This window comes from Rhodococcus wratislaviensis (genome assembly GCF_900455735.1).
Taxonomy (GTDB): Bacteria; Actinomycetota; Actinomycetes; order Mycobacteriales; family Mycobacteriaceae; genus Rhodococcus_F; species Rhodococcus_F wratislaviensis.
Genome location: NZ_UAUI01000021.1, coordinates 12,704 through 35,303 on the forward strand (window position 1 = coordinate 12,704; position 22,600 = coordinate 35,303).

22 protein-coding genes are annotated in these 22,600 nt (G+C 68.8%); 14 read left to right on the forward strand and 8 right to left on the reverse strand.

Annotation, left to right across the window (positions count from 1 at the left end; genetic code table 11):
* Nucleotides 1-5: 5 nt before the first annotated feature.
* Nucleotides 6-1,217: an acetyl-CoA C-acetyltransferase gene (locus DTA22_RS22010; RefSeq protein WP_112300892.1), complete on the forward strand. Its 1,212-nt coding sequence runs from the start codon at nucleotides 6-8 to the stop codon at nucleotides 1,215-1,217.
* Between the two features lie 21 nt (nucleotides 1,218-1,238).
* On the opposite strand, the gene hutH is transcribed toward DTA22_RS22010, so the two are convergent.
* Nucleotides 1,239-2,786, reverse strand: coding sequence for a histidine ammonia-lyase (hutH, locus tag DTA22_RS22015; protein ID WP_112300893.1), 1,548 nt, complete (start codon nucleotides 2,784-2,786; stop codon nucleotides 1,239-1,241).
* A gap of 477 nt (nucleotides 2,787-3,263) precedes the next feature.
* Between hutH and DTA22_RS22020 the strand changes: the two genes are divergently transcribed.
* From DTA22_RS22020 to DTA22_RS22045, 6 genes are all read left to right on the forward strand, one after another.
* Complete coding sequence (locus DTA22_RS22020; protein ID WP_112300894.1) at nucleotides 3,264-3,719, forward strand: SRPBCC family protein; 456 nt, start codon at nucleotides 3,264-3,266, stop codon at nucleotides 3,717-3,719.
* 34 nt (nucleotides 3,720-3,753) lie between these two features.
* Entirely contained in the window at nucleotides 3,754-4,278 is a 525-nt protein-coding gene (locus tag DTA22_RS22025) for a hypothetical protein (RefSeq protein WP_112300895.1), read from the forward strand.
* Complete coding sequence (locus DTA22_RS22030; RefSeq protein WP_112300896.1) at nucleotides 4,253-5,290, forward strand: DNA polymerase III subunit beta family protein; 1,038 nt, start codon at nucleotides 4,253-4,255, stop codon at nucleotides 5,288-5,290. Before DTA22_RS22025 ends, DTA22_RS22030 begins: the two co-directional genes overlap by 26 nt.
* A 62-nt stretch (nucleotides 5,291-5,352) precedes the next feature.
* Nucleotides 5,353-6,066 (forward strand): phosphatidylserine decarboxylase, encoded by a 714-nt coding sequence (locus tag DTA22_RS22035; protein ID WP_037240659.1) that lies wholly within the window; start codon nucleotides 5,353-5,355, stop codon nucleotides 6,064-6,066.
* Nucleotides 6,063-6,926: a CDP-diacylglycerol--serine O-phosphatidyltransferase gene (pssA, locus tag DTA22_RS22040; protein ID WP_037240657.1), complete on the forward strand. Its 864-nt coding sequence runs from the start codon at nucleotides 6,063-6,065 to the stop codon at nucleotides 6,924-6,926. Before DTA22_RS22035 ends, pssA begins: the two co-directional genes overlap by 4 nt.
* Nucleotides 6,927-6,953: 27 nt before the next feature.
* Nucleotides 6,954-9,137 carry an AAA family ATPase gene (locus tag DTA22_RS22045; protein ID WP_112300897.1) on the forward strand — a complete coding sequence of 728 codons (2,184 nt, stop codon included), beginning with the start codon at nucleotides 6,954-6,956 and terminating at the stop codon, nucleotides 9,135-9,137.
* A 39-nt stretch (nucleotides 9,138-9,176) separates the two neighbouring features.
* On the opposite strand, the gene DTA22_RS22050 is transcribed toward DTA22_RS22045, so the two are convergent.
* Complete coding sequence (locus DTA22_RS22050) at nucleotides 9,177-9,929, reverse strand: isocitrate lyase/PEP mutase family protein (RefSeq protein ID WP_037240651.1); 753 nt, start codon at nucleotides 9,927-9,929, stop codon at nucleotides 9,177-9,179.
* 112 nt (nucleotides 9,930-10,041) lie between these two features.
* Here DTA22_RS22050 and DTA22_RS22055 point away from each other — a divergent pair, with 112 nt between their 5' ends.
* A complete protein-coding gene (locus DTA22_RS22055) occupies nucleotides 10,042-11,382 on the forward strand; it encodes a hypothetical protein (protein ID WP_112300898.1) in 1,341 nt (446 codons plus the stop codon).
* On the opposite strand, the gene DTA22_RS22060 is transcribed toward DTA22_RS22055, so the two are convergent.
* On the reverse strand, nucleotides 11,379-11,795 hold the full coding sequence (locus tag DTA22_RS22060; protein ID WP_112300899.1) for an NUDIX hydrolase: 417 nt from the start codon (nucleotides 11,793-11,795) through the stop codon (nucleotides 11,379-11,381). The two genes, DTA22_RS22055 and DTA22_RS22060, sit on opposite strands and share 4 nt — an antisense overlap.
* 196 nt (nucleotides 11,796-11,991) lie before the next feature.
* On the opposite strand from DTA22_RS22060, the gene DTA22_RS22065 reads away from it, so the two are divergent.
* Genes DTA22_RS22065 through mnhG form a run of 6 tightly spaced genes read left to right on the forward strand, consistent with a single transcriptional unit; the run spans nucleotide 11,992 to nucleotide 18,169 of the window.
* On the forward strand, nucleotides 11,992-14,826 hold the full coding sequence (locus tag DTA22_RS22065) for a Na+/H+ antiporter subunit A (protein WP_112300900.1): 2,835 nt from the start codon (nucleotides 11,992-11,994) through the stop codon (nucleotides 14,824-14,826).
* Nucleotides 14,823-15,389 (forward strand): Na(+)/H(+) antiporter subunit C, encoded by a 567-nt coding sequence (locus DTA22_RS22070; protein WP_037240643.1) that lies wholly within the window; start codon nucleotides 14,823-14,825, stop codon nucleotides 15,387-15,389. Before DTA22_RS22065 ends, DTA22_RS22070 begins: the two co-directional genes overlap by 4 nt.
* Nucleotides 15,386-17,008 carry a Na+/H+ antiporter subunit D gene (locus DTA22_RS22075; RefSeq protein WP_112300901.1) on the forward strand — a complete coding sequence of 541 codons (1,623 nt, stop codon included), beginning with the start codon at nucleotides 15,386-15,388 and terminating at the stop codon, nucleotides 17,006-17,008. The genes DTA22_RS22070 and DTA22_RS22075 overlap by 4 nt, the downstream gene beginning before the upstream one ends.
* Nucleotides 17,005-17,577, forward strand: coding sequence for a Na+/H+ antiporter subunit E (locus DTA22_RS22080; RefSeq protein ID WP_112300902.1), 573 nt, complete (start codon nucleotides 17,005-17,007; stop codon nucleotides 17,575-17,577). Before DTA22_RS22075 ends, DTA22_RS22080 begins: the two co-directional genes overlap by 4 nt.
* Nucleotides 17,574-17,834, forward strand: coding sequence for a monovalent cation/H+ antiporter complex subunit F (locus tag DTA22_RS22085; RefSeq protein WP_005251754.1), 261 nt, complete (start codon nucleotides 17,574-17,576; stop codon nucleotides 17,832-17,834). Before DTA22_RS22080 ends, DTA22_RS22085 begins: the two co-directional genes overlap by 4 nt.
* Nucleotides 17,831-18,169 carry a monovalent cation/H(+) antiporter subunit G gene (gene mnhG, locus DTA22_RS22090; RefSeq protein ID WP_037240636.1) on the forward strand — a complete coding sequence of 113 codons (339 nt, stop codon included), beginning with the start codon at nucleotides 17,831-17,833 and terminating at the stop codon, nucleotides 18,167-18,169. The genes DTA22_RS22085 and mnhG overlap by 4 nt, the downstream gene beginning before the upstream one ends.
* On the opposite strand, the gene DTA22_RS22095 is transcribed toward mnhG, so the two are convergent.
* From DTA22_RS22095 to DTA22_RS22115, 5 genes are all read right to left on the reverse strand, one after another.
* The gene (locus DTA22_RS22095) at nucleotides 18,138-19,421 is read right to left on the reverse strand and encodes a phosphatase PAP2 family protein (protein WP_112300903.1); all 1,284 of its coding nucleotides are present in this window, start codon (nucleotides 19,419-19,421) and stop codon (nucleotides 18,138-18,140) included. The genes mnhG and DTA22_RS22095 overlap by 32 nt on opposite strands.
* Before the next feature lie 118 nt (nucleotides 19,422-19,539).
* A complete protein-coding gene (locus DTA22_RS22100) occupies nucleotides 19,540-20,664 on the reverse strand; it encodes a glutamate--cysteine ligase (RefSeq protein ID WP_037240630.1) in 1,125 nt (374 codons plus the stop codon).
* A 75-nt stretch (nucleotides 20,665-20,739) separates the two neighbouring features.
* Nucleotides 20,740-21,441, reverse strand: coding sequence for a superoxide dismutase[Cu-Zn] (sodC, locus tag DTA22_RS22105; protein ID WP_009474839.1), 702 nt, complete (start codon nucleotides 21,439-21,441; stop codon nucleotides 20,740-20,742).
* Between the two features lie 73 nt (nucleotides 21,442-21,514).
* Nucleotides 21,515-22,066 carry a LytR C-terminal domain-containing protein gene (locus tag DTA22_RS22110; protein ID WP_112300978.1) on the reverse strand — a complete coding sequence of 184 codons (552 nt, stop codon included), beginning with the start codon at nucleotides 22,064-22,066 and terminating at the stop codon, nucleotides 21,515-21,517.
* 24 nt (nucleotides 22,067-22,090) lie between these two features.
* Nucleotides 22,091-22,429: a DUF3263 domain-containing protein gene (locus DTA22_RS22115; RefSeq protein WP_011594977.1), complete on the reverse strand. Its 339-nt coding sequence runs from the start codon at nucleotides 22,427-22,429 to the stop codon at nucleotides 22,091-22,093.
* Nucleotides 22,430-22,600 lie beyond the last annotated feature (171 nt).

Here is a 22,600-nt window from a genome sequence, read left to right on the forward strand (position 1 = left end):
TTTCCATGCGTGACGTCGTCATCTGCGAGCCCCTGCGAACGCCGGTCGGGCGCTTCGGCGGAGTGTTCAAAGACATCACCCCGCAGAGCCTCGCGGCCACCGTCATCACGGCTCTCGTCGAACGCACCGGCATCGAGGGCAGCCAGATCGACGACGTCATCCTGGGCCAGGCGTCCCCGGGCGGGGAAGCCCCGGCCATCGGCCGGATCGCGGCCCTCGATGCCGGACTCGGCATCGACGTCCCCGGCATGCAGGTGGATCGCCGCTGCGGATCCGGTCTGCAAGCGGTCATCACCGCCGTGCTGCAGGTGGCGTCCGGCGGCAACGACCTCGTCCTCGCCGGTGGCGCCGAATCCATGAGCCAGGCCGAGTTCTACACCAACCCGAACATCCGCTGGGGCGTCAAGGGCGAAGGCGTGCAACTCGCCGACCGGCTCGCCCGCGCCCGCGTCACCGCCGGCGGGGCGAACTTCCCCGTGCCCGGCGGCATGATCGAGACCGCCGAGAACCTCCGCGCCGAATTCGACATCAGCCGTGAAGACCAGGACGCGCTCGCCGTGCAGTCGCACCAGCGTGCCGTCGCCGCGCAGGAATCGGGACGCTTCGCCGAGGAGATCGTCGGAGTGACGGTGCCGCAACGCAAGTCGGACCCGCTCGTCGTCGACAGGGACGAGCACCCGCGCGCCGACACCACGGTGGAGTCGCTGTCGAAGCTCCGCGCCATCCGCTCCAAGATCGACTCCGCCTCCACCGTCACCGCCGGCAACGCGAGCGGGCAGAACGACGGCGCCGCCGTGTGCATCGTGACGACCGCCGAGAAGGCGAAGGAACTGGGGCTGAAGCCCCTCGCCCGCATGGCGTCCTGGGCCGTGGCCGGCGTCCCGCCGCGCACCATGGGCATCGGCCCGGTGCCCGCCACGGAGAAGGCCCTCGGTCAGGTCGGACTGTCGCTGTCCGACATGGGTGTCATCGAACTGAACGAGGCCTTCGCCGCGCAGACCCTCGCCGTCCTCCGCAGCTGGGACCTCGACCCCACCGACGAACGCCTCAACCCCAACGGATCCGGCATCTCCCTCGGACACCCCGTCGGCGCCACCGGTGGCCGCATTCTCGCCACCCTCCTGCGGGAGATGGACCGTCGCGAATCCCGCTACGGGCTCGAGACCATGTGCATCGGCGGCGGCCAGGGACTGGCTGCGGTGTTCGAGCGGGTCTGACGCAGAAACGCGGGTCTGTCGTCAGGCCAGCGCACCCACGGCACCCTCAGCGGTCTCGAGCAACCTGCCCGAGGCCGCGAGGGCGACCGCGGCCTCGATCTCCGGCGCGAGGTGACGGTCGGTCCCCGGTCCGTCCACGTGCTCGCGGATCGTGTCCCGCACCGCACCCGTCGCCGGCGACGGAGCGAGGGGGGCCCGCAGATCCAGCGCACGAGCGGCCGTCAACGCCTCGATCGCCAGCACCCGGGTCAGCCCGTCGACCGCACGGCGCAGCTTCCGGGCCGCCGACCACCCCATCGACACGTGATCCTCCTGCATCGCCGACGACGGAATCGAATCCACACTCGCCGGCGCCGCCAGCCGCTTCAGTTCCGAGACGATCGCCGCCTGGGTGTACTGGGCGATCATGTGGCCGCTGTCCACCCCGGGATCGTCGGCCAGGAACGGCGGCAGCCCGTGATTGCGGGCCACATCGAGGAAACGGTCGGTGCGGCGCTCGCTCATGCTCGCCACATCCGCGACGACGATCGCCAGAAAATCCAACACGTACCCGACCGGCGCCCCGTGAAAATTGCCGTTCGACTCGACCCGACCGTCCACGGTGACCACCGGATTGTCGATTGCGCTGGCCAGTTCCCACGACGCCACCCGCTCGGCGTGCGCGAGAGTGTCCCGCGCCGCCCCGGCCACCTGCGGGGCGCACCGCAACGAGTAGGCGTCCTGCACCACCGTGCAATCCGGACCCGTGTGGCTGGCGACGATGCCTGAACCCGCGAGCAACCGCGTCATGTTGTCCGCAGCCGCTGCCTGCCCGGGATGCGGCCGGAGCGCCTGCAGGTCGGCGGCGAACACCTTGTCGGTGCCGAGCAGCCCCTCCACGCTCATCGCCGCGGTGACGTCGGCCAGACGGAGAAGCCCGCGCAGGTCCTCGCATGCCAGCAGCAGCATGCCGAGCATGCCGTCGGTGCCGTTGATCAGGGCCAGCCCTTCCTTCTCCTCGAGGATCACCGGTGCGATACCGGCAGCGGCCAGCGCCTCCGCGGCCGGCCGCAGTTCGCCGTCCGCGTCCCGCACCGTGCCCTCACCGATCACCGCGAGCGCGACGTGCGCCAGCGGCGCCAGATCCCCCGAGCACCCGAGGCTGCCGTACTGGTGGACCACGGGGGTGATCCCCGCCGACAGGAGCGAGGCGTAGACCTGCGCGACCTCCGGCCGCGCGCCGGTCCTGCCGGTGGCCAGGGTCGACAGTCGCAGCAGCATCAGGGCGCGCACGACCTCGCGTTCCACCTCGGGGCCGTTCCCGGCGGCATGCGAGCGGACCAGACTGCGCTGCAGCTGCGTCCGTAGCGCCGAGGGGATGTGCCGGGTGGCGAGTGCCCCGAACCCCGTCGAGATCCCGTACACGGGCTTCGGGTCCTCGGCCAGCGCCTCGATGCGCTTCCGGGTTTCCGCCATGGCCGACATCGCGTCCCGCGAGATCCGCACCGGCGCGCCGAGACGCGCCACCCGGATCACTTCTTCGGCGGCGACCGCTCCGGTTCCGACCACGACAGACTCTTCGGCTCCCACAACCCCCAGTCTCCCCCGGGGCCGGGCGGAGAGTGAGGAGATTGCGGGAGCGACGACGGCGTCTACAACCGGCCGCGGAGAGCTTCCTCGATTTCGCGTGGCGTCATCAAACGTTCGAGTTTTTCACTCGGCCACGAGGACGGACGTCCTTGCAATCGGGCTGATTCGAGTAGAGGGAGAGGGCTGCGGTCCCACCGCAGGATCGAATGAACATTCACTACCGATCACTTCCGAACACCGACTCGACAACTTTCCATTTGCGCCATTGCATCGGCGACATTTCGTCGCGCTCTTGACTCATCGCCCATCGTGCCCCTTTGGTTACACGGTTTCGATGAGGCGCGCGGAAGTGCTGGAAAACTGGGGTCGGGACGAGAATTCAGTGACCTACCGCACACGGCTCCGGCGCGAGCGCCTACCATGACGGAAAAGTAATTGTTACCTTACGTACCACCTTCCCCTGACTGGAGACAGCCGATGGCAAACACCCTCGAAGCAAGCATCGACATCGACGCGACCCCGCAAGACGTGTGGGCCGTCGTGTCGGATCTGAAGCGGATGGGCGAATGGAGCCCCCAGTGCCGCACGATGCGCGTCCTCGGTGGCGTCGTCGAAGAGGGCACCAAGACCGTCAACATCAACCGCAAGGGCCTCCTCGTGTGGCCGACCACGTCGAAGGTCGTGAAGTTCCAGCCGAACAAGGCCATCGCGTTCCGGATCCTCGAGAACCGCACCATCTGGTCGTACGAACTCGAGCCGACGGCAGGCGGAACCAAGGTCACCGAGCGCCGCGAAGCCCCGACCGGAACGTCGAAGGTGTCGCAGTTCCTGGTCAAGACCGTCCTCGGCGGCAACGAGGACTTCGAGGTCGACCTCGTGAACGGCATGAACACCACCCTCGCCCGCATCAAGTCGGCGGCTGAGCGCACGTAGTCCGGTTGACCCTCGACCTGGTCGAGGCCCCAGCGTGGTCCGCATGGACACACCGGACGCCGTCATGGCGAGGATCGCGCAGGGGCAGGAACTGGCAGTAGCGGGAGACCGGGAGGGCGCCCGACGCATCTTCGAGAAGGTGTGGGACGCCCTCGCGGGTCCCGGCGAGGACACAGCGGACCCGTTGCACGTCGTCACGCTGGCCCACTACATGGCTGACGTCCAGACGGACCCCGCCGAGGAACTGCGCTGGGATCTGCGGGCCCTCGCCGCCGCCGACTCGCTGACCGACGAGCGAGCTCAGGAACACCACTCCTCGTTGCAGGTCGCGGGGTTCTACCCGTCGCTGCATCTCAACGTGGCGGCCTCTCATCACGCACTCGGCCAGTCGTCCGAGGCACGTCATCATCTCGATCGGGCCGCGCAGAGCTGCGAACATCTCGCCGAGGACGGATACGGACGGATGATCCGCGGGGCGGTCGAGCGCCTGCGCGCAGAACTCGGCGCCGCGACTGTCGGACCGTGGGGGCAGAGTGAGTGCCGTGCTCAGCATCGGTGAACTCGCCCGGGCGTCCGGTCTGTCGGTCAGCGCGCTGCGGTTCTACGACAAGGCCGGGGTGGTCACCCCGCACGCGGTCGACCCGCGCACGGGCTATCGCTGGTACGCCGACCGGCACGTGGACGCGGCGATCCTCGTCGCCGCGATGCGCCGGGTGGGTATGCCGGTGAAGGAAATGGCGGCCGTACTGAGCGGGACGGACGCCCACGGACTCCTCGACCGGCATCTCGGCCGGCTCGAGAAGGGGCTGGACGACGCTCGACGCGAACTGGCGAGGATTCACGGACTGCTCGACGCGCGGACGGCACGGGAGTGCACGGCCGTCCTCCGCACCACCGACCTCCTCACCGCGTTCGGCTCGGTGCGGTTCGCCGCCGACGCCGACTCGGAGTTCCCGGTGTTGCGCGGCTGCCTCCTGGAGACGGACCACGGCGTGCTTCGGCTCGTCACCACCGACCGCTACCGGCTGGCGGTCGGCACGGTGACCGTTCTCGAACCACCGGACGAGCCGATCTCCGCCGTCGTCCCGTGCACGTTCCTGGACGACGCGGCCGGTCTGCTGGGTCGCCACGACACGGTGACCGTCGTCGTCGGCTCCGACAGCATCACCCTCCGCTGCGGCGCCGAACAGCTCAGCACCCGCCTCGTCGAGGGCGCGTTCCCCGACCATCGCAGCCTGTCGCCGCGCGACCCGGGAACCGAGCACACCTTCTCCTCGGCGGACCTGCGTGCACTTCTCGCGGACGCAGGCGACCGGGTGGATCTCGGCGTTCTCGAGTCCGGCGAGATCGTCGTCGGCAGCCCGGGGACGGATCAGCCCGTCCGCTTCCATGTGCAGGTGAGCGCCGGTTTTCTCCTCGAAGCCGTCGACGCGCTGCCGGGTGAGCAGCTGACGTTCCAGGTGGGCGGACCCATCACGCCGCTCGCCCTCCGGCCACGATCCGTTCACACATCGGACCCCGCGAGTGCGTACTCTCTCCTGATGCCGTTGCAGCCGGTAGCGCTCACGTAATCTGTGAGTGCGGCGCGATGGCGCGCAGGCAGCACGTCCGTCCGACACAGTTAGAGGAGCCCGTGGCACGCAAGCCCACACCCCCCGGAACCCCGCAATCCACGAGCGTCGGCCACATCGTCGACCTCGTCCGCGGAGCAGTTCCGCCCCTGCATCCGGCCGGGCTGCCCTTCGTCCTCGCACCACTCGGTGTGGCCGTCCTCGGCCGCAAGCGCAAGTGGGTCCGGCGTGGAGCGCTGACCTCCGCCGCGGCCTGCGCCGCGTTCTTCCGGCATCCGCACCGCGTTCCGCCGAACCGTGTCGGCGTCGTCGTCGCACCGGCCGACGGCGAGGTCGCACTCGTCGACTCCGCGGTCCCGCCGTCCGAACTCGACATGGGAACCGAGCCGCTCCCCCGGGTCAGCATCTTCCTGTCCGTGCTCGACGTGCACGTCCAGCGCAGTCCTGTCGGTGGTGAGGTCACGAAGGTCGTCCACCGGCCGGGCCAGTTCCTCTCCGCCGATCTCGCCGACGCCAGCGAGGTCAACGAACGCAACAGCATGCTGCTGCACACCCAGGGAGGCCACGACGTCGCCGTCGTGCAGATCGCCGGTCTGCTCGCCCGCCGGATCGTCTGCGACGCCAAGGTCGGCGACACCCTCCCGATCGGTGACACGTACGGCCTGATCCGGTTCGGCTCCCGCGTCGACACGTACTTCCCGGCGGGCACCACGTTGCTCGCCGAGCGTGGCCAGCGGACGATCGGCGCCGAGACCGTCATCGCTCAACTGCCGTGATCGCCAACGCCAAGCAGCAGAGGCGGGGACGACCCCAGCAGGCGGTTCGGCTCCTGCCGAGCGTGGTCACGATCCTCGCCCTGTGCGCGGGGCTGTCCGCCGTCAAGTTCGCGCTCGACGGCGACCTGGGGACGGCGCTGGCGATGATCGGCGCCGCCGCGGTGCTCGACTCGCTCGACGGCCGCATCGCGCGCCTCCTCGACGCCACCAGCAAGATGGGCGCGGAACTGGACTCGCTCGCCGATTCCATCTCGTTCGGTGTCGCACCGGCCCTCGTCCTCTACGTCACACTGCTGGACGGGCAGAGTTTCGGCTGGATCATCGCGCTGATCTATGCGGTGAGCATCGTGCTGCGGCTGGCACGGTTCAACACGCTCCTCGACGAGGACGACGCGCCGGGCTACACCAACGAGTACTTCACCGGGGTGCCTGCGCCGGCGGGTGCGCTGATCGCACTGACCCCGCTGGCCGCCGCCGCGCAGTGGGGTGACGGCTGGTGGTCGTCGTATCCGGTCGTCGTGGCGTGGACCGTGATCTCCGCGGCGCTGATCGTCAGCCGGATTCCCACACTGGCGCTGAAGACGGTGTCCGTGCCCCCGCGGATGGCGGCCGGTCTACTCGTCCTCGTGGCGCTCGCGGCGGCGGCCCTGGTCACCTACCCGTACATCCTGCTGATCGCGCTCGTGGCCGTGTACCTCGTGCACATTCCGTTCGCGGTCCATTCCAAGCGGTGGGTGGCCGCACGCCCCGAGACGTGGGACATCAAGCCGTCCGAGCGGCGGGCCATCCGGCGTCAGCCCGACGCCCGCGGCAGGCGATCCGCCGCACGGCTCGGACTGCGTCGTCCCCGGGCCCGATAGTTCGCTCCCGCACGTAGGCTCGACGGCGTGACCTCACCGGAACTCGCGCTCACAGTCCGACTGAACACCTCGGCCGCCGACGCCCGGCGCGGCGTGGTCCGGCTGCATCCGGAAGCCCTGGCCGCGCTCGGCGTCCGCGAGTGGGACGCGATCGCCCTCGTCGGCGCGCGCCGCACCGCCGCGGTGGCGGGTCGCGCGCCGACCGGAACCCCCACCGGGACTGCACTCCTCGACGACGTGACCCTGTCCAACGCCGGGTTGTCCGAGAACAGCACGGTCGTCGTGACACCGGTGACGGTGTACGGCGGGAAGACGGTGACGGTCAGCGGCTCGAATCTGGCCGTCACCTCCGTCTCCGACGTCACCCTGCGTCACGCCCTGCTCGGCAAGGTCCTCACGGTCGGCGACACGGTGTCGCTGCTCCCCCGCGATCTGGGCCCCGGAACCAGCACCGCCCCCGCGACACAGGCACTGTCCCGGACGTTCGGTGTCGCCTGGACGTCCGAGTTGCTCACCGTCACCGGGGTCGACCCGGCCGGTGGTCCGGTGAGCGTGCAGCCCAACACCGCGGTCGGGTGGGGTGAGGGTGTGCGCGCGACGGTGTCCGCGGCTCCGCCGCGGTTGCCCGCGCCGCCGGTACCGCCCGCCGAGGAAGTTCCCCCGGTCCCCGTCGAGGACCTGGTCGGTGCCCACACCCAGGCAGCCAAACTCACCGAGTGGCTCGGACTGGCACTCGACGAACCCGAACTGCTCCGCAAACTGGGGGCCTCACCCCATCTGGGCGTCCTGGTGACCGGGCCCGCCGGTGTCGGGAAGGCGACGCTGGCCCGTTCGGTGCTCGCCTCCCGGCGGGTGGTCGAACTCGACGGGCCGAGTGCAGGCGCGCTGGAAGCCGACTCGCGGCTGCAGCGTGTCACCGCGGCGGTCGACGCGACCCGCAGCGGCGGCGTCCTGCTGATCACCGACATCGACGCCCTGCTGCCTGCCACCCCGGAGCCGGTGTCGGCGCTGATCGTCGAACAGCTCCGCCGCGCAGTCGACACCGTCGGCGTCGCGTTCGTGGCGACGTCGGCGCACCCGGAGTCGGTCGACGCACGGTTGCGCGGGCAGGACCTGTGCGACCGCGAACTCACCCTGACCCTGCCCGACGGCTCCACCCGCCGGGCGCTGCTGGAACTGCTTCTGCGGAAAGTCCCCACCGACGGGATCGCCCTCGACGCGATCGCGGCCCGCACACCGGGGTTCGTCGTCGCCGACCTCGCCGCGCTGTGCCGGGAAGCGGCCCTGCGTGCCGCCTCGCGCGCGACCAGGAAACCCGTCGACCCGGCGCTCACACAGGACGACCTGCTCGGCGCGCTCGACGTCATCCGCCCCCTGTCGCGGTCGGGCAGCGAGGAACTCGCGATCGGCAGCGTCACCCTCGACGACGTCGGGGACATGGTGGAGACCAAGCAGGCGCTGACCGAGGCGGTCCTGTGGCCGTTGCAGCATCCGGATTCGTTCGCCCGGCTGGGCGTCGATCCGCCGCGCGGAGTGCTGCTCTACGGTCCCCCCGGTTGCGGCAAGACCTATCTCGTTCGGGCGCTGGCAAGTTCGGGGCATCTGAGTGTGCACGCCGTCAAGGGCGCCGAACTGATGGACAAGTGGGTGGGCGCGTCCGAGAAGGCGGTCCGCGAACTGTTCCAGCGGGCACGGGATTCGGCCCCGTCGCTGATCTTCCTCGACGAGGTGGACGCCCTCGCTCCGCGGCGCGGTCAGAGCTCCGACTCCGGGGTATCCGATCGGGTGGTGGCCTCGCTGCTCACCGAACTCGACGGCGTCGAACCGCTGCGTGACGTGGTCGTCGTCGGCGCCACCAACCGGCCCGACCTCATCGACCCGGCGTTGCTGCGCCCCGGCCGCCTGGAGCGGCTGGTATTCGTGCCGCCACCGGACGGTGATGCCCGACGCGCGATCCTGCGAACGTCCGGGAAATCGGTGCCCCTCGCCGACGACGTCGACCTCGACGCCCTGGCCGACGACCTCGACGGCTACTCGGCCGCCGACTGTTCGGCGCTGCTGAGGGAAGCCGCGCTGGCCGCCATGCGCCGGAACATCGACGCCGCCGACGTCACCGCGGCCGACGTCGCCGAGGCACGCGAAAAGGTGCGCCCCTCACTCGATCCCGAGCAAGTGGCGCACCTGAAGTCCTATGCGCTGTCGCGCCCGTGAGTACTTGTTAACCGCCCGCGGTTAACAAGTACTCACGGGTCAGGACCAGCGGCCGAGGAGCGTGGCCGCGTGTGCGGCGAGGGCGGCCTGGAAGAACGGGCCGAAGCTCACCCGCGCGACGCCGAGCGGGCCGAAGCTCGCCGGATCGTCCTGATCGGGCAGACCGATGGCGTTGACGGGCAGCGGGAGCTCCGACGTGAGCCGCTTCTGGGTGGCGTCGTCGTGACGACCCACGGGGTACAGCACATCGGCTCCGGCCTCGGCAGCGAGCTTCAGCCGAGCGATCGCGCGATCGACACGGTCGGATTCGTCACCCACCTGCTTCACGAACAGGTCGGTGCGCGCATTCACGACCACGTGGATCCCGGCAGCATCGGCCGCCTGCCGCAATCCTCCGACGAAGTCGGCGTGCTCCTGCGGTTCACGGAGACGCCCACCCTCGCTGTGAACCGTGTCCTCGATGTTCAGGCCGACTGCTCCCGCGCCGATCAGACCCTCGATCAGACGGGCTGGCTCGAGCCCGTATCCCGATTCGATGTCGACCGACAGCGGCAGATCCACCGCTGCGGTGATCTGGGAGATGCGGTGCAGCAGTTCGTCGAACGTGATCCCCTCGTTGTCGGGCTTGCCGATCGAGTCGGAGACCGGGTGGCTTCCGACCGTCAGCGCCTGAAACCCAGCGGACACAGCCAGATTCGCGGACCACGCATCCCACACGGTGGGCAGGATGACGGGGTTGCCGGGCTGGTGCAGCCCCAGCAGGGTGGTGGCCTTCTCGTTGATCGACGTCATAGGTGGGCTCCTCGCCTCGGTTGTATTCGATCGGAGTCGTTCTCGGGCACGCCTTCGGTGCCAACGCCGGGTTCGCCATTTCCATTCCTACCCGCTCGAGTACCGTGAGCGAATGGACTTCCGGGAACCTCTGTCGGCCGCGGCTGCTCTCGCGTCCGGTGCACTGGCCGGTTTCGTTCTCACCAATCCCCGCAACCGGGCCTGGACGATCAATGCTTCCGACCGGGAGATCGATCGGTGGCTCAGCAGCCAGCCGACGGGTGTGGTGGTGGCTCTCGTTCTCGCCGTCATCGCGGTGGCCGGTCTGCAACGGTCCGGCTCCCGGCGGGTGTCGTGGCTCCTGGCGGCGGCCTGCGCGCTCGCCCTGATCGGCGCGCGCTGGGTGGTGCCGCACGCCGGCGGGGTCGACACGCTGATCGCCCTGCACTTCGCCAAGACCGCGACTGCCGGGTTCCTGCTGGGTGCGGCGGTCGCCGCGGTGTGGGGTCGCTGGGTTTCGCAGCTGGCGCTGACTCTCGGTGTCGCGAGCGCGTTCCTCCTCGCGAGTGTGCAGCGACTGCCGCGCGGCGACACCGCGTACGTCGAACCCGCGAGTATGAGCACCTCCGCGATCGGCGAACCCCCGCAGTGGATGCTGATCGCGGTTCTCGTGCTCGCGCTCGCGTCGGCGGTGGTGGCACGGTCGCAGTTCCGGGTGCAGCGTCCCGACCGGAAGACCCTGCTGACCGCGCTGGTCGGCGCCCTGGCTCTCGCCCTGCTCAACCGGTTGCTCGGGGCGTGGATCGACGATCAGGAATTCGGCGAACCCCTGACGGTCTGGCTGATCGTCGCATTCTCACTGGCCGTGATTCTCACGGTCACGGTGCTGATCGCACGCCGGTTCCCGGGGATCGACGGACGCTTTCTGCTCGCCTCGACCGGTGTCACCGCCGCCGCCGTGCTCGTCCTCGACGACCTCCGCACCCCGCGGGTGACGACGCCCGCGCCGGCGTTGCTGGCGGTCGGCGTCATCACTCTGGTCGCGGGAATCGCGATAGCGGTCAGGGTCCCACCGAAGTGGCGGCGCCCGCAGTGGGGACTCTGCCTGGCCGCCGTCGTTCCGCTCCTCGCCGCCGTCTGGCCCGACTTCGGCGACGACGGCGTCGCACTGTTGATCCGGCTGGCCGTGCTGGGTTGCGGCGCGGGTTTCGCGCTCGCCGCCGCTCTGCCGGGGTCGGCGCCCGTCGCGGTACTCGGTTTCGCGTTGCCGTTCGCGTCGCTGGTGTTCGTGGCGGCGACCACGGTTCCCCGTAGCCGGGTGGTCTACTCGGGTGCGAGCACCGAACACCGCCTGCCGTCGTCGCCTGCCTCGACCGCCGCGTCCGACCACCTCGTCGGCTTCGTGATGCTGCTCGTCGTCGCGTTCTGCGTGTACTCGGTACACGAGCGGCGCAGCACAGCGGAGGTCACCTAGTCGAGGAGGCCGAGCGACTGCAGCCTGCGGAACACGAGCATCGAGCCGGGCGCGACGTCGGGCATGGCCGCGTACTCGGCGACGGTGAAGTACCGGAGTTCGGCGATCTCGCTCGTCGGCCGCGGCTCTGCGCTCAGTTCGGCGAGGAAGCAGGTCATGTGCAGGTCGGTACCCTCGGGATGTCCGTACGCGGGCGCCTCGAAGACCCCCAGATGTTCGAGCGTCCCGTCGACGATTCCGGCGTCGAGTTCCTCCCGGATCTCGCGGTGCAGCGCCTGTTCGGCGTTCTCGCCCGGATCGATCTTCCCGCCGGCCATGTAGAACGCGGTCTTCCCCACCGATCGGGTCTGGAGGAGTTTCCGGTCGCGGATGTGGGCGAGCGCGGCGGTTCGGATCTCGGCAGGCACCGTCACAAGATAGAACAGTCGGGCCGGCCGCCCATAACACAATGCGCCCCATTAGTCCGATTTGCCGCGATTGTAAGTCCGAATAACCGACCCAGTAGGATGTATCCCGTAGCCCAGTTCGCTAGCTAAGCGAACGGTCTACACGACTCGGTTCGTTTCGTTCCGACACCCCGCCGCCCGCTGACCCCCGACGGAGTGCCTTTTGCTTGCTGTTCTGCTCGCCCATGCCGTTGCCGCCGTTCTGGCTCCGCTTGTGGTGCGCAAGTTCGGCCGCAACGGTTTCTACCCACTCTCCCTCGTCCCGCTGGCGTCACTCGGATGGGTGATCGCGAACTGGGGCACCGAACAGACCCTGTCCATCGTGTGGGCTCCGGGCCTGTCGATGGACCTCGACTTCTGGTTCGATCCGCTCGCCGCGATCATGTCGGTGCTCGTGCTGGGTATCGGCACGCTGATCCTGGTCTACTGCGCGCGCTACTTCACCGACGACGAACCCCGGCTCGGCATCTTCGCCGCCGAGATGGTGGCCTTCGCCGGGGCCATGTTCGGCCTCGTCGCCAGCGACAACATGTTGCTGCTGTACATATTCTGGGAACTGACGACGGTCCTGTCGTTCCTGCTGGTCGGGCATTACGCCGAACGCGCGTCGAGTCGCCGGGCCGCGACGCAGGCGCTGCTCGTCACCACCGCGGGTGGTCTGGCCATGCTGGTCGGCATCATCATCCTCGGCCAGGTGAGTGGCACGTACAACCTGTCCGAACTGATCGAGATAGCACCTCGCGGCTGGCTCGCCGGCGTCGCCGTCGTGCTGGTCCTCATCGGTGCCCTGTCGAAATCCGCGATCGTCCCACTGCACTTCTGGCTGCCCGGAGCGATGGCCGCCCCGACCCCGGTCAGCGGTTATCTGCACGCCGCGGCCATGGTGAAGGCCGGCATCTACCTCGTGGCCAGACTGTCGCCCGGGTTCGCCGATTCGGCGCCCTGGCGGTTCACGATCATCACGCTCGGCCTGCTGACGATGGTCCTCGCCGGGTGGCGGGCGATGCGCGCCTTCGACCTCAAACTGGTGCTCGCGTTCGGCACCGTCAGCCAGCTCGGTTTCATGATGGTGCTCGTCGGCCTCGGCACCCGCGACGCCGCGCTCGCCGGCATGACGATGGTCGTCGCGCACGCGATGTTCAAGGCCGCGCTGTTCATGGTGGTCGGCATCATCGACCACACGACGGGCACCCGCGACATCCGCAAACTCGCGCACCTCGGTGACCGCGCACCCGCGCTCACGGTCGTCGCCGCGCTGGCCGCGGCGAGCATGGCCGGGCTTCCCCCGTTCCTCGGGTTCGTCGGCAAGGAAGCCGCATTCGACTCCCTGCTGAGCACGACGGTCCTCGCCGACCCGGCGCGGATCGTCACCGTCGGCGTCGTGGTGCTCGGTTCGATCCTGACGCTCGCCTACAGCGTGCGGTTCATGTGGGGCGCCTTCGGTCGCAAGCGGCTCGCGCGGCCGAGCCCGGCCGTGCAGGGCATGCACGCACCCGGACCGTTGTTCCTCGCCGCGCCCGCCGTGCTCTCGGTACTGAGCCTGGCGGCGGGACTCGTGGCGCCGCAGCTCGAGAAGCTCCTGACGCCGTACTCGCAGACCCTGCCCGCCGAGGGTGTCTCCGACTATCACCTCGCACTGTGGCACGGCGTGAACACCGCCCTGCTGCTCACCCTGCTGGTGTTCGCCGTCGGCACCGCGCTCTTCGTGGCGCAGCGCTGGGTCAACCGGTTGCGGTTCGAGCATCCGCCGCTCGGCAACGCCGACCGCATCTACGACGCGACGCTGCGCGGCATGGACGCCCTGTCGATGCGGCTGACCGGCGCCACCCAGCGCGGTTCGCTCCCGCTGACGCAGGCGACCATCCTCGGCACCCTGGTGGTGGTGCCGCTGGTGCTGCTCGTCGTCGGCACGAATACGGGCGCCGACGTCCGGTTGTGGGATTCGCCGGTGCAGTTCGTGATCGGGCTGATGATGGTCGCGGCCGCGCTTGCCGCGACGGTCATGCGCAACCGTCTGGCCAGCGTGATCCTCGTCGGTCTCAGCGGCTACGGCTGTGGTGTGCTGTTCGCCCTCCACGGAGCCCCCGACCTCGCGCTCACCCAGTTCCTGGTGGAGACGCTCACCCTCGTCATCTTCGTCCTCGTGTTCCGGAAGCTGCCCGCCGAGGTGGACGAGCGCAGGGCCATCGGCTTCAAGATTCCGCGGGCACTGCTGGCGGTCGCGGTCGGTGCCACCATCACCACGATCGGCGCGTACGCCATCAATGCGCGGAACTCGGTGCCGATCTACGAGCGACTCCCCGACGCGGCGTACTACCTCGGCAACGGCAAGAACGTCGTCAACGTCCTGCTCGTCGACATCCGTGCCTGGGACACGCTCGGTGAGATCTCGGTGCTGCTGGTGGCGGCCACGGGCGTCGCGAGCCTGGTGTTCCGCAACCGTCGCTTCGGCAGCGCACCCCGGGTGTCCGACGCTCCCGCGGTCACGGCCGATTCGTCGGCGTCGCATTCCGAGACCACGTGGCTGCTCGGCGGCGAGCTCATCGATCCGAAACACCGGTCACTGGTCCTCGAGGTGACGACCCGGCTGATCTTCCCCACCATCATGGTGTTGTCGGTCTACTTCTTCTTCGCCGGTCACAACGCGCCCGGTGGCGGGTTCGCCGGCGGCCTCACGGCCGGTCTCGCGCTGGTCCTGCGGTACCTGGCGGGCGGACGGTACGAACTCGGCGAAACCGTCCCGATCGACGCGGGCAAGATCCTGGGCCTCGGACTCACGCTTGCCGCGGGCACCGCGCTGGCGTCGCTGTTCCTCGGCGCCCCGGCGCTGTCCTCCGCGGTGTTCGAGGTGACGCTGCCGCTGGTCGGCCACGTCAAGATGGTCACCGCCCTCTTCTTCGACCTGGGTGTGTATCTCATCGTGGTCGGGCTCGTACTCGACGTGCTCCGCAGTCTCGGGGCGCGTCTCGACGCACAGATCGAGGTGAACCAGCGATGAGCGCGAACATCGGATTTCTCGTCATCATCGGCGTCCTGGTGTCGGCGGGCGTCTACCTGCTCATCGAACGCAGCATCACCCGCATGCTGCTGGGACTGCTGCTGTTCGGCAACGGCATCAACCTCCTGATCCTCACGTCCGGCGGTACGGACGGCAATCCGCCCATCGTCGGCCGCGAGTCCATCCACGAGTCGATGGCCGACCCGCTGGCTCAGGCGATGATTCTGACGGCGATCGTCATCACGATGGGCATCGCCGGCTTCGTGCTGGCGCTCGCGTACCGGTCGTTCAAGATCACCACGCAGGACGCCGTCGAGAACGACCCCGAGGACACCAAGGTCCTGCGGCGCCGGTCGCCCGCCGAGGCCCCCGACCGCGACCGCTCCGACGACCCGGTCACCGGCGAGCCGAGTTTCAGCGGCGACGCATTCGACAAGGACGGAAACCCCATTCCCCTGGAAGAGCTGAAGAACCTCGAAGACCTCGAATGCTACGAAGACCTGCACGAGGGTGACTTCGACGACGAGGACTCCGACAAGGCCGGGATCGGGGAGAAGTCGTGACCATATCCCCACACATCATCACGGCCCTCGCGCCGCTGCCGGTCCTCGTGCCGATGCTCGCCGCCGCGGCCACGCTGGTGCTCGGCCGGCGTCCGCGAGCTCAGCGGATCATCACGCTCGTCGCGTTGATCGGCGTCCTCGTCGTGTCGGGACTACTGCTGTACCTGGCCGACCGCGACGGGACGACGGCCATTCAGGTGGGTGGCTGGGATTCGCCGATCGGCATCACGCTGGTAGTCGACCGGCTGTCGGCGATGATGCTGGTGGTCTCGTCGATCGTGCTGCTCGCCGTCATGGCATACGCCGTGGGTCAGGGTATCCGCGACGGCAGTGAGGACCAGCCCGTCTCGATCTTCCTGCCCACGTATCTGGCGCTGACGGCGGGCATCTCCAACGCGTTCCTCGCGGGCGACCTGTTCAATCTGTACGTCGGCTTCGAGGTGCTCCTCGCCGCCAGCTTCGTGCTGCTGACGCTCGGTGCGAGCGCCGACCGTGTCCGTGCCGGTGTGTCGTACGTGATGGTGTCGATGGTGTCGTCGCTGATCTTCCTTGCGGGCATCGCATTCGCCTACGCGGCCACCGGAACCCTCAACCTCGCCGACATGGCCACCCGCCTCGACGGCATCCCGTCCGGCACGCGCACGGCCATCTTCGGTGTGCTGCTCGTGGCGTTCGGTATCAAGGCGGCGGTGTTCCCGCTGTCGACGTGGCTGCCCGACTCCTACCCCACCGCGCCCGCACCGGTCACCGCCGTGTTCGCCGGCCTGCTCACCAAGGTGGGTGTGTACGCGATCATCCGCGCGCACACGCTGCTCTTCCCGGAGGGCGAACTCGACAACGTGCTGATGGTGTGCGGCCTCCTGACGATGCTCGTCGGCATCCTCGGTGCGATCGCGCAGAGCGACATCAAACGTCTGCTGTCCTTCACGCTGGTCAGCCACATCGGGTACATGGTGTTCGGTGTCGCGCTGTCGACGCAGTCGGGGCTCTCGGGTGCCATCTACTACGTGGCCCACCACATTCTGGTGCAGACCACGCTGTTCCTGGTGGTCGGTCTGATCGAACGCCAGGCCGGGTCGTCGTCGTTGCGACGTCTCGGCGGGCTCGCCGCGGCGAGCCCCGTCCTGGCCATCGTGTTCCTCGTCCCGGCCCTCAACCTCGGTGGCATTCCCCCGTTCTCCGGGTTCATCGGCAAGGTCGCGCTGCTGCAGGCCGGCTCGGCCGACGCGAGCGTGCTGGCGTGGATCCTCGTCGCGGGCGGAACCCTCACCAGCCTCCTCACGTTGTACGTCGTCGCACGCGTCTGGACCAAGGCGTTCTGGCGGGCCCGCGCCGACGCCCCCGAGGGTGATCTCGCGGACGTCAGCCCGTCGGCGCTGCTCGACGAGTCCGAGGCCGACATCTCGTTCGACGACCGCGCCGACGTGGGCCGTATCCCCGCGATGATGCTCATCCCCACCGTCGCCCTCGTCGCCGTGGGGCTGGCGATGACGGTGTTCGCCGGCCAGATCATCCAGATCAGCGATCGCGCGGCGAGCGACCTGCAGAACCGGTCCATCTACATCGACGCCGTCCTCGGCGGGCATCCCGGCGGCGAAGCGCAGGAGGCACCGCGATGAAACGCGAGAGACTTCTCCAGTTCGGCGCGCTGCTGTGGCTGATGGCGGTGTGGATCCTGTTGTGGGGCAACGTCAGCTGGGGCAACATCCTCGGTGGGCTCGCCGTCGGCGCGCTCATCATGGTGCTCATGCCGCTGCCGCGGGTGCCCGTGGAGGGCCGGGTGCACGTCCTGCCGCTGCTCCGGCTGGCCGTGATGTTCGTGTACTACTCGCTCCAGTCGAGCCTCCAGATCGCGTGGCTCGCGCTCCGGCCAGGCCCGCCGCCCGTCACCGGGGTCCTGCGCTACCAGCTGGGGATCAAGTCGGACCTCGTCCTGACCCTGTGCATCGACGTCCTGAACCTCATTCCGGGCACCATGGTCCTCGAGATCGACCAGGTCCGGCGGATCGTCTACGTGCACGTCCTGGACATGGGCTCGCAGAAGGCGGTCAGCCAGTTCTACCGCACGGTCGCGCAATTGGAACGGCTGTTCATCGCGGCGTTCGAACGCGACTCCGACTGGAAACCGAGCCCCTGGCACAACCGCGACCTGCAATACGAAGACCCCACCCAGGAGGGCAGCTCATGACGGTCGTCTCGGTCATATCCGGAATCATCCTGGTCGTCGCCGGGGTCCTGACGACGTTCCGGCTGCTCGACGGACCCAACTCGCTGGACCGTCTCGTCGCCCTCGACACCCTGATCGCGCTCGCAATGTGCGGGCTCGCCGTGTGGGCCGCGTACACCGGCGACACGACGATCGTGCCCGCCATCGTCGCGCTGTCGTTGGTGGGATTCATCGGCTCGGTGTCGGTGGCCCGGTTCCGGGTGAGTGACAAGTCGTGACCACCGCGCTGAACGTCATCGGGGCCACGCTCATGCTGTGCGGCTCGCTGCTCGCACTGACGGCCGCCATCGCCATCGTCCGGTTCCCGGACACCCTGCGCCGCATGCACGCCGCCACCAAACCGCAGGTGGTCGGTCTCATCATGGTTCTCGCAGGCGCCGTCCTCGAACTGCGCGGCAACGTCGACATCTGGATGCTGATCCTCGTCGGCATCTTCACCCTGTTCACCGCGCCGGTCATCGCGCACAGCGTCGGCCGGGTGGCGTACCGGGAGCAGCGAGATCAGGACGGGCTGTTGATGATCAACGAGTTGGAGCCGCCAGAACGTCGGTGACCGCCGCCTTCGCGCCGCTGCCCCACCGCGCGAGTGCGGTGTCGGGCCGGGCGAAGAACGTCGCGTAGAACCCGAGGCTGATCGTGGCGAGGGCGCCGAGCACGAGCGGTCCGGACACCTCGGGGAATCGGCCCATCGGCACCGCGAGGTAGCGGTAGCTGAGCAGCAGTCCGGCGAGCACCAGCGCGCCGCCTCCGACGAGGCGGACCCGGAACCAGCCCCACCCCCGCTCGGGGTCGCGCAACGCGGATTCGATGGTCAGGCACAGGACTGCTCCGGCGACCAGGTCGACGCCGTAGTGGTAGCCGAATCCGAGGGTCGCCGTCAGCGTGCACACCAGCCAGAACGTGCCGCCGAGGCGCAGCCACCAGGCACCCTGCCGGGAGTGGATGAACAGGGCGAGGGCCCACGCCGTGTGCAGGCTCGGCATGCAGTTGCGGGGGGTCACCGAATCGAACGACATCGGTTCAGGTGCGAAGTCGGGTGTCGGGACGAGGTTGGGCCAGTAGTCGCTGACCTGGAACCCCTGGCCTTCGGTGCCGAACGCGAAGATCGGACCGACCACCGGGAACAGCACGTAGAACACGGGACCGACGAGACCGATCAGCAGGAACGTGCGCACCAGGTAGTGCGACGGCCAGCCGTTCCGCAGTTGGTAGACGGCCACCGCGATGGCCGCGACCGGCAGTTCGATGTAGACCCAGTGGAGGATGCCGTACCCGACGGGACCGAGAGCGTCGACGAACTGCCCCAGGTGCCACGACGGGCTGCCGAGCGCATGATCGGCCAGTTGGGCGTACTCGTCGAGCACCATCGGCCCGGCCATGATCGTGACCTGCAGCCAGGCGTCGCCGAATTTGGTCGCGAGTATCAGCAGCGCACCGAGACCGACGCCCTGGAGGGCGCTGCGCCGCTGGTCGCCGGTCCAGCGGACCGCCGCGTACACGCCCACCGCCGTGAGTACCCAGGTCGCGCCGTTTCCGACGGTCAGCGGGCCGCCCGACAGGTAGCGTGCCGCAGCAACCACGACGTCGATGCCTGCTGCGGCGGAGAGTGCGACGACGCGCTGGCGATTGGTGAGCCCGACCATCGCGAGCGCGAGGCCGGCCCACGGGACGGACGCCGACTTGGGGGTCAGGACGTAGTCGTGGAACAGGCTTTCGAGGGGGCCCTGGAAACCCTGGGTGGACGCGACCACTTGGACCACCACCAGCAGGATCGCCACACCGAGCGCCCCGCTCGCGACGAACATGCGGGAACGATCGACGGGCCCACCCGGCCGCATAACGGCAACATCGTCGATCGACACCCGCCAAGTGTAAACAACACGTGAACGGGAAGTGGACGAGTGTCCTGCCCGAGACCGTCTTTCAGGTCCCGAGCTCCTTCACCAGCGCATCGACCACAGCCACCAGGTCACCGCCGGTCGCCTCCGCGACCTGACGTTGCCGCTGGTAGGACGCACCCCGGCGGGGAATCTCCGCGACCGCGGCCAGTTCGTCCGCGCAGCCGAGACGCACGGCGGTCGGGGCCAGCTTCTCGAGCAGGTCGTTCAGGTCGTCGGTGACGAGCCGCTCGTTGCTGTCCTCGTCGAGGATGATCTCGGCGTCGAGCCCGTACCGCGCGGCCCGCCACTTGTTCTCCTTCACGTGCCACGGCTGCAGGTTGGGCAGGTTCTCGCCCGCCTCGAAACGCCGGTCCAGGTCGACGATCAGGCAGTGCACGAGCGCGACGAGGGAACTGAGTTCGGCGCGGGTGGAGATGCCGTCGAAGACGCGGACCTCGATGGTGCCCCACCGCGGCGCCGGCCTGATGTCCCAGTGCATCCCGCCGATCTTGGTGATCACACCGGTCTTCATCTGGTCGCTGATGAAGTCCTCGTACTGCCCCCAGTTCGCGAACTGGTACGGCAACCCCGCGGTGGGGAGTTGCTGGAACATCAGCGCACGGTTACTCGCGTACCCGGTGTTGACGCCGGCCCACATCGGCGAGGACGCGGACAGCGCGAGCAGATGCGGGTACCGCTGCAACAGCGCATTGAGGATCGGGAACACCTTCTGCGGCGAGGACACACCGACGTGGACGTGCACACCCCAGATGAGCATCTGACGGCCCCACCACTGGGTCCGTTCGATCAGCTCGTCGTAATCCGGTGTGCGCGTGACCAATTGGGTCGACCACTGCGCAAACGGGTGGGTGCCCGCGCAGATGAGATCGACGCCGAGCGGGTTCGCCGCCCGCCGCAGCAGGTCGAGCGACTCGTCGAGGTCGTCCATCGCCTCACCGACGGTGGAGTGGATCCCGGTGACCAGTTCGACGGTGTTGCGCAGCAACTCCTTGGTGATCCTCGGATCCTCGGGACCGGCGAGACTCGCCACCGCGTCGAACACCTCCGCGGCCGTGTTGGAGAGATCCCGCGTGACCCTGTCGACCAGCGCGATCTCCCACTCGACACCCAGCGTCGGCCGCGGCGAACCGGGAAAGGGAACTACCACGGTTTCGATCCAACCACAGGCCGCAGTGCGCGGCAGCGCACCGACATCCCGGCCGAAGCCGGGATGTCACGCGGCTCAGCTGGCGCCGATGACACCGCAGGCCACGCGCGAGCCTGCGTCCCCGGTGTTCAGGGTTTCCTGATCGGGGGCGGGTGCGTAACGAGTGGGGATGTTGGCGAAATTGTCGGGACCCGAGTGGATCATGACCGCGGTGCCGCTGTCGCCGTTCTTCAGGTCCTCGACCGTGAAGGCGTCGGTGGTGGTGACCAACTCGGCCGTGCCGTCGGCCAGAACCTGCAGTGAGGTGAGGTCGCCACTCGCGGGGTGGCCCGAGTGACCTTCGGCCTGGAAGTGCCCGCCCGCGGACAGGAAGTTTCCGGGCGCACCGCCGGTGGGTGCCACGGAGTTCGTCTCACACTTTCCGACGGAGTGCACGTGGAAACCGTGGAAGCCGGGGGTCTGATCCTTGACGGAAACGGTGACCTCGACGTGACTGCCTGCCTGCTTGAACGTGGCGGTGCCCACGTCCTCGCCCTCGGCGTTCTTCAGCGTCGCGCTGACCGCGCCGCTCTCGGCGGATTCACCCGAACCGCTCTCGGCGTCGCCGGGAACGCCTGCGGCGCTGGGATCGGCGGCGCCGGTCCAGACGGGAGGAGTGGTGCCGGGAACGTCGGTCGGCTCCTCGTTGTTACTGCAGGCGGTCAGTCCGAGTGCTGCAATGGCCACCACCGGGGTGACAATGCGCCAGGACATCCGACGGGTAGAACTCGAGGCCATCAAACCGCTCCTTTGAGGTGGCGAAGAAGTGCATCTGATCATAACCGCGGCGATGGTGCACCGACCGTCCGGTTTACTGCGCGGAGGTGACGATCACGATCACACCCGCAGACGAATTCGCGATACCCGGGAACCGCGGCTGGGCCGACACCCCGAGCTGCGCGGCGATCTCCGTTGCCGCTTCCTTCTCGGCGGCGGAAGTCCCGTAGTACACCGTGGTTTCGGAGATGGTGCCGTCGCTGTAGTTACCGGTTTCCGACACCGTCCACCCCGAGGACATCAGTTCGGTGGCCGTCTGGCTCGCGAGACCGGTGACGTTGCTGTTGTTGAGCACCCGCACCGGGACCGACGCCGCGTCGGCGGACTTCGAGGTGCTCGAGGCGCCGGACGTGATGCTCGCCGCGGAAGCCGAGGTGGCGCCCGCTGCTCCGGCGGCCGTCGTCGGGCGCGCGGCGGCGGTGGTCGTGGCGGCCGCCGTGGTCGTGACGGTGGCCGCGGTCTCCTCCGAGTCCGAGCCTCCCAGGGAGGCGAACCCGAGACCCGCGAACAGAATCGCGAGGGCGATCAGCACCATCGCGAGGGCACGTAACGGCGGGCCGGACGATTCGGGTTTCGGAGTACTCACGATGTCGACCTTAGCCACCGGGTGCTACGTGACGTCGAACCCGAGGCGACGAGCGGCGCGGGCCTTCTGCCTGCTTGCGCGCAGCCGTCGCAGCCGCTTCACGAGCATCGGGTCGGCGGCGAGCGCCTCCGGCCGGTCCACCAGCGCGTTGAGAACCTGGTAGTACCTGGTGGCGGACATGTCGAACAGCTCTTTGATCGCTTCTTCCTTCGCGCCGGCGTACTTCCACCATTGGCGTTCGAAGGACAGGATGTCGTGCTCCCGACGCGAGAGGCCGTCGTCGCCGACGTCCTTGACCCCCGCCGAGTTGTCGCCGTCGATGCGCTCGGACTGGTTCCGACTACGCGCTGTTGCGCCGTCCATCTCACTCCTCGACTACTAGCTCTCGCTCGACCGCAGCGAAACCACGTTCCCCCGGCTCCTCGATCGCGTGGCCGACCGAGCAACGAATTACACCGCTGTTCTTCAGCGACTATTCAACCATGACGAACGCCGCGGGCAGTGCGAACGGCTCGGGCGCGCCGCACTATCCTT

What these genes read in the sequence shown, in the direction of transcription:
- DTA22_RS22010 (WP_112300892.1), top strand. Translation starts at nt 6, where the DNA reads ATGCGTGACGTCGTCATCTGCGAGCCCCTGCGAACGCCGGTCGGGCGC.
- DTA22_RS22020 (WP_112300894.1), top strand. Translation starts at nt 3,264, where the DNA reads ATGGCAAACACCCTCGAAGCAAGCATCGACATCGACGCGACCCCGCAA.
- DTA22_RS22050 (WP_037240651.1), bottom strand. Translation starts at nt 9,929, where the DNA reads ATGACGTCGATCAACGAGAAGGCCACCACCCTGCTGGGGCTGCACCAG.
- DTA22_RS22055 (WP_112300898.1), top strand. Translation starts at nt 10,042, where the DNA reads ATGGACTTCCGGGAACCTCTGTCGGCCGCGGCTGCTCTCGCGTCCGGT.
- DTA22_RS22070 (WP_037240643.1), top strand. Translation starts at nt 14,823, where the DNA reads ATGAGCGCGAACATCGGATTTCTCGTCATCATCGGCGTCCTGGTGTCG.
- DTA22_RS22080 (WP_112300902.1), top strand. Translation starts at nt 17,005, where the DNA reads ATGAAACGCGAGAGACTTCTCCAGTTCGGCGCGCTGCTGTGGCTGATG.
- DTA22_RS22085 (WP_005251754.1), top strand. Translation starts at nt 17,574, where the DNA reads ATGACGGTCGTCTCGGTCATATCCGGAATCATCCTGGTCGTCGCCGGG.
- DTA22_RS22095 (WP_112300903.1), bottom strand. Translation starts at nt 19,421, where the DNA reads ATGTTCGTCGCGAGCGGGGCGCTCGGTGTGGCGATCCTGCTGGTGGTG.
- sodC (WP_009474839.1), bottom strand. Translation starts at nt 21,441, where the DNA reads ATGGCCTCGAGTTCTACCCGTCGGATGTCCTGGCGCATTGTCACCCCG.
- DTA22_RS22115 (WP_011594977.1), bottom strand. Translation starts at nt 22,429, where the DNA reads ATGGACGGCGCAACAGCGCGTAGTCGGAACCAGTCCGAGCGCATCGAC.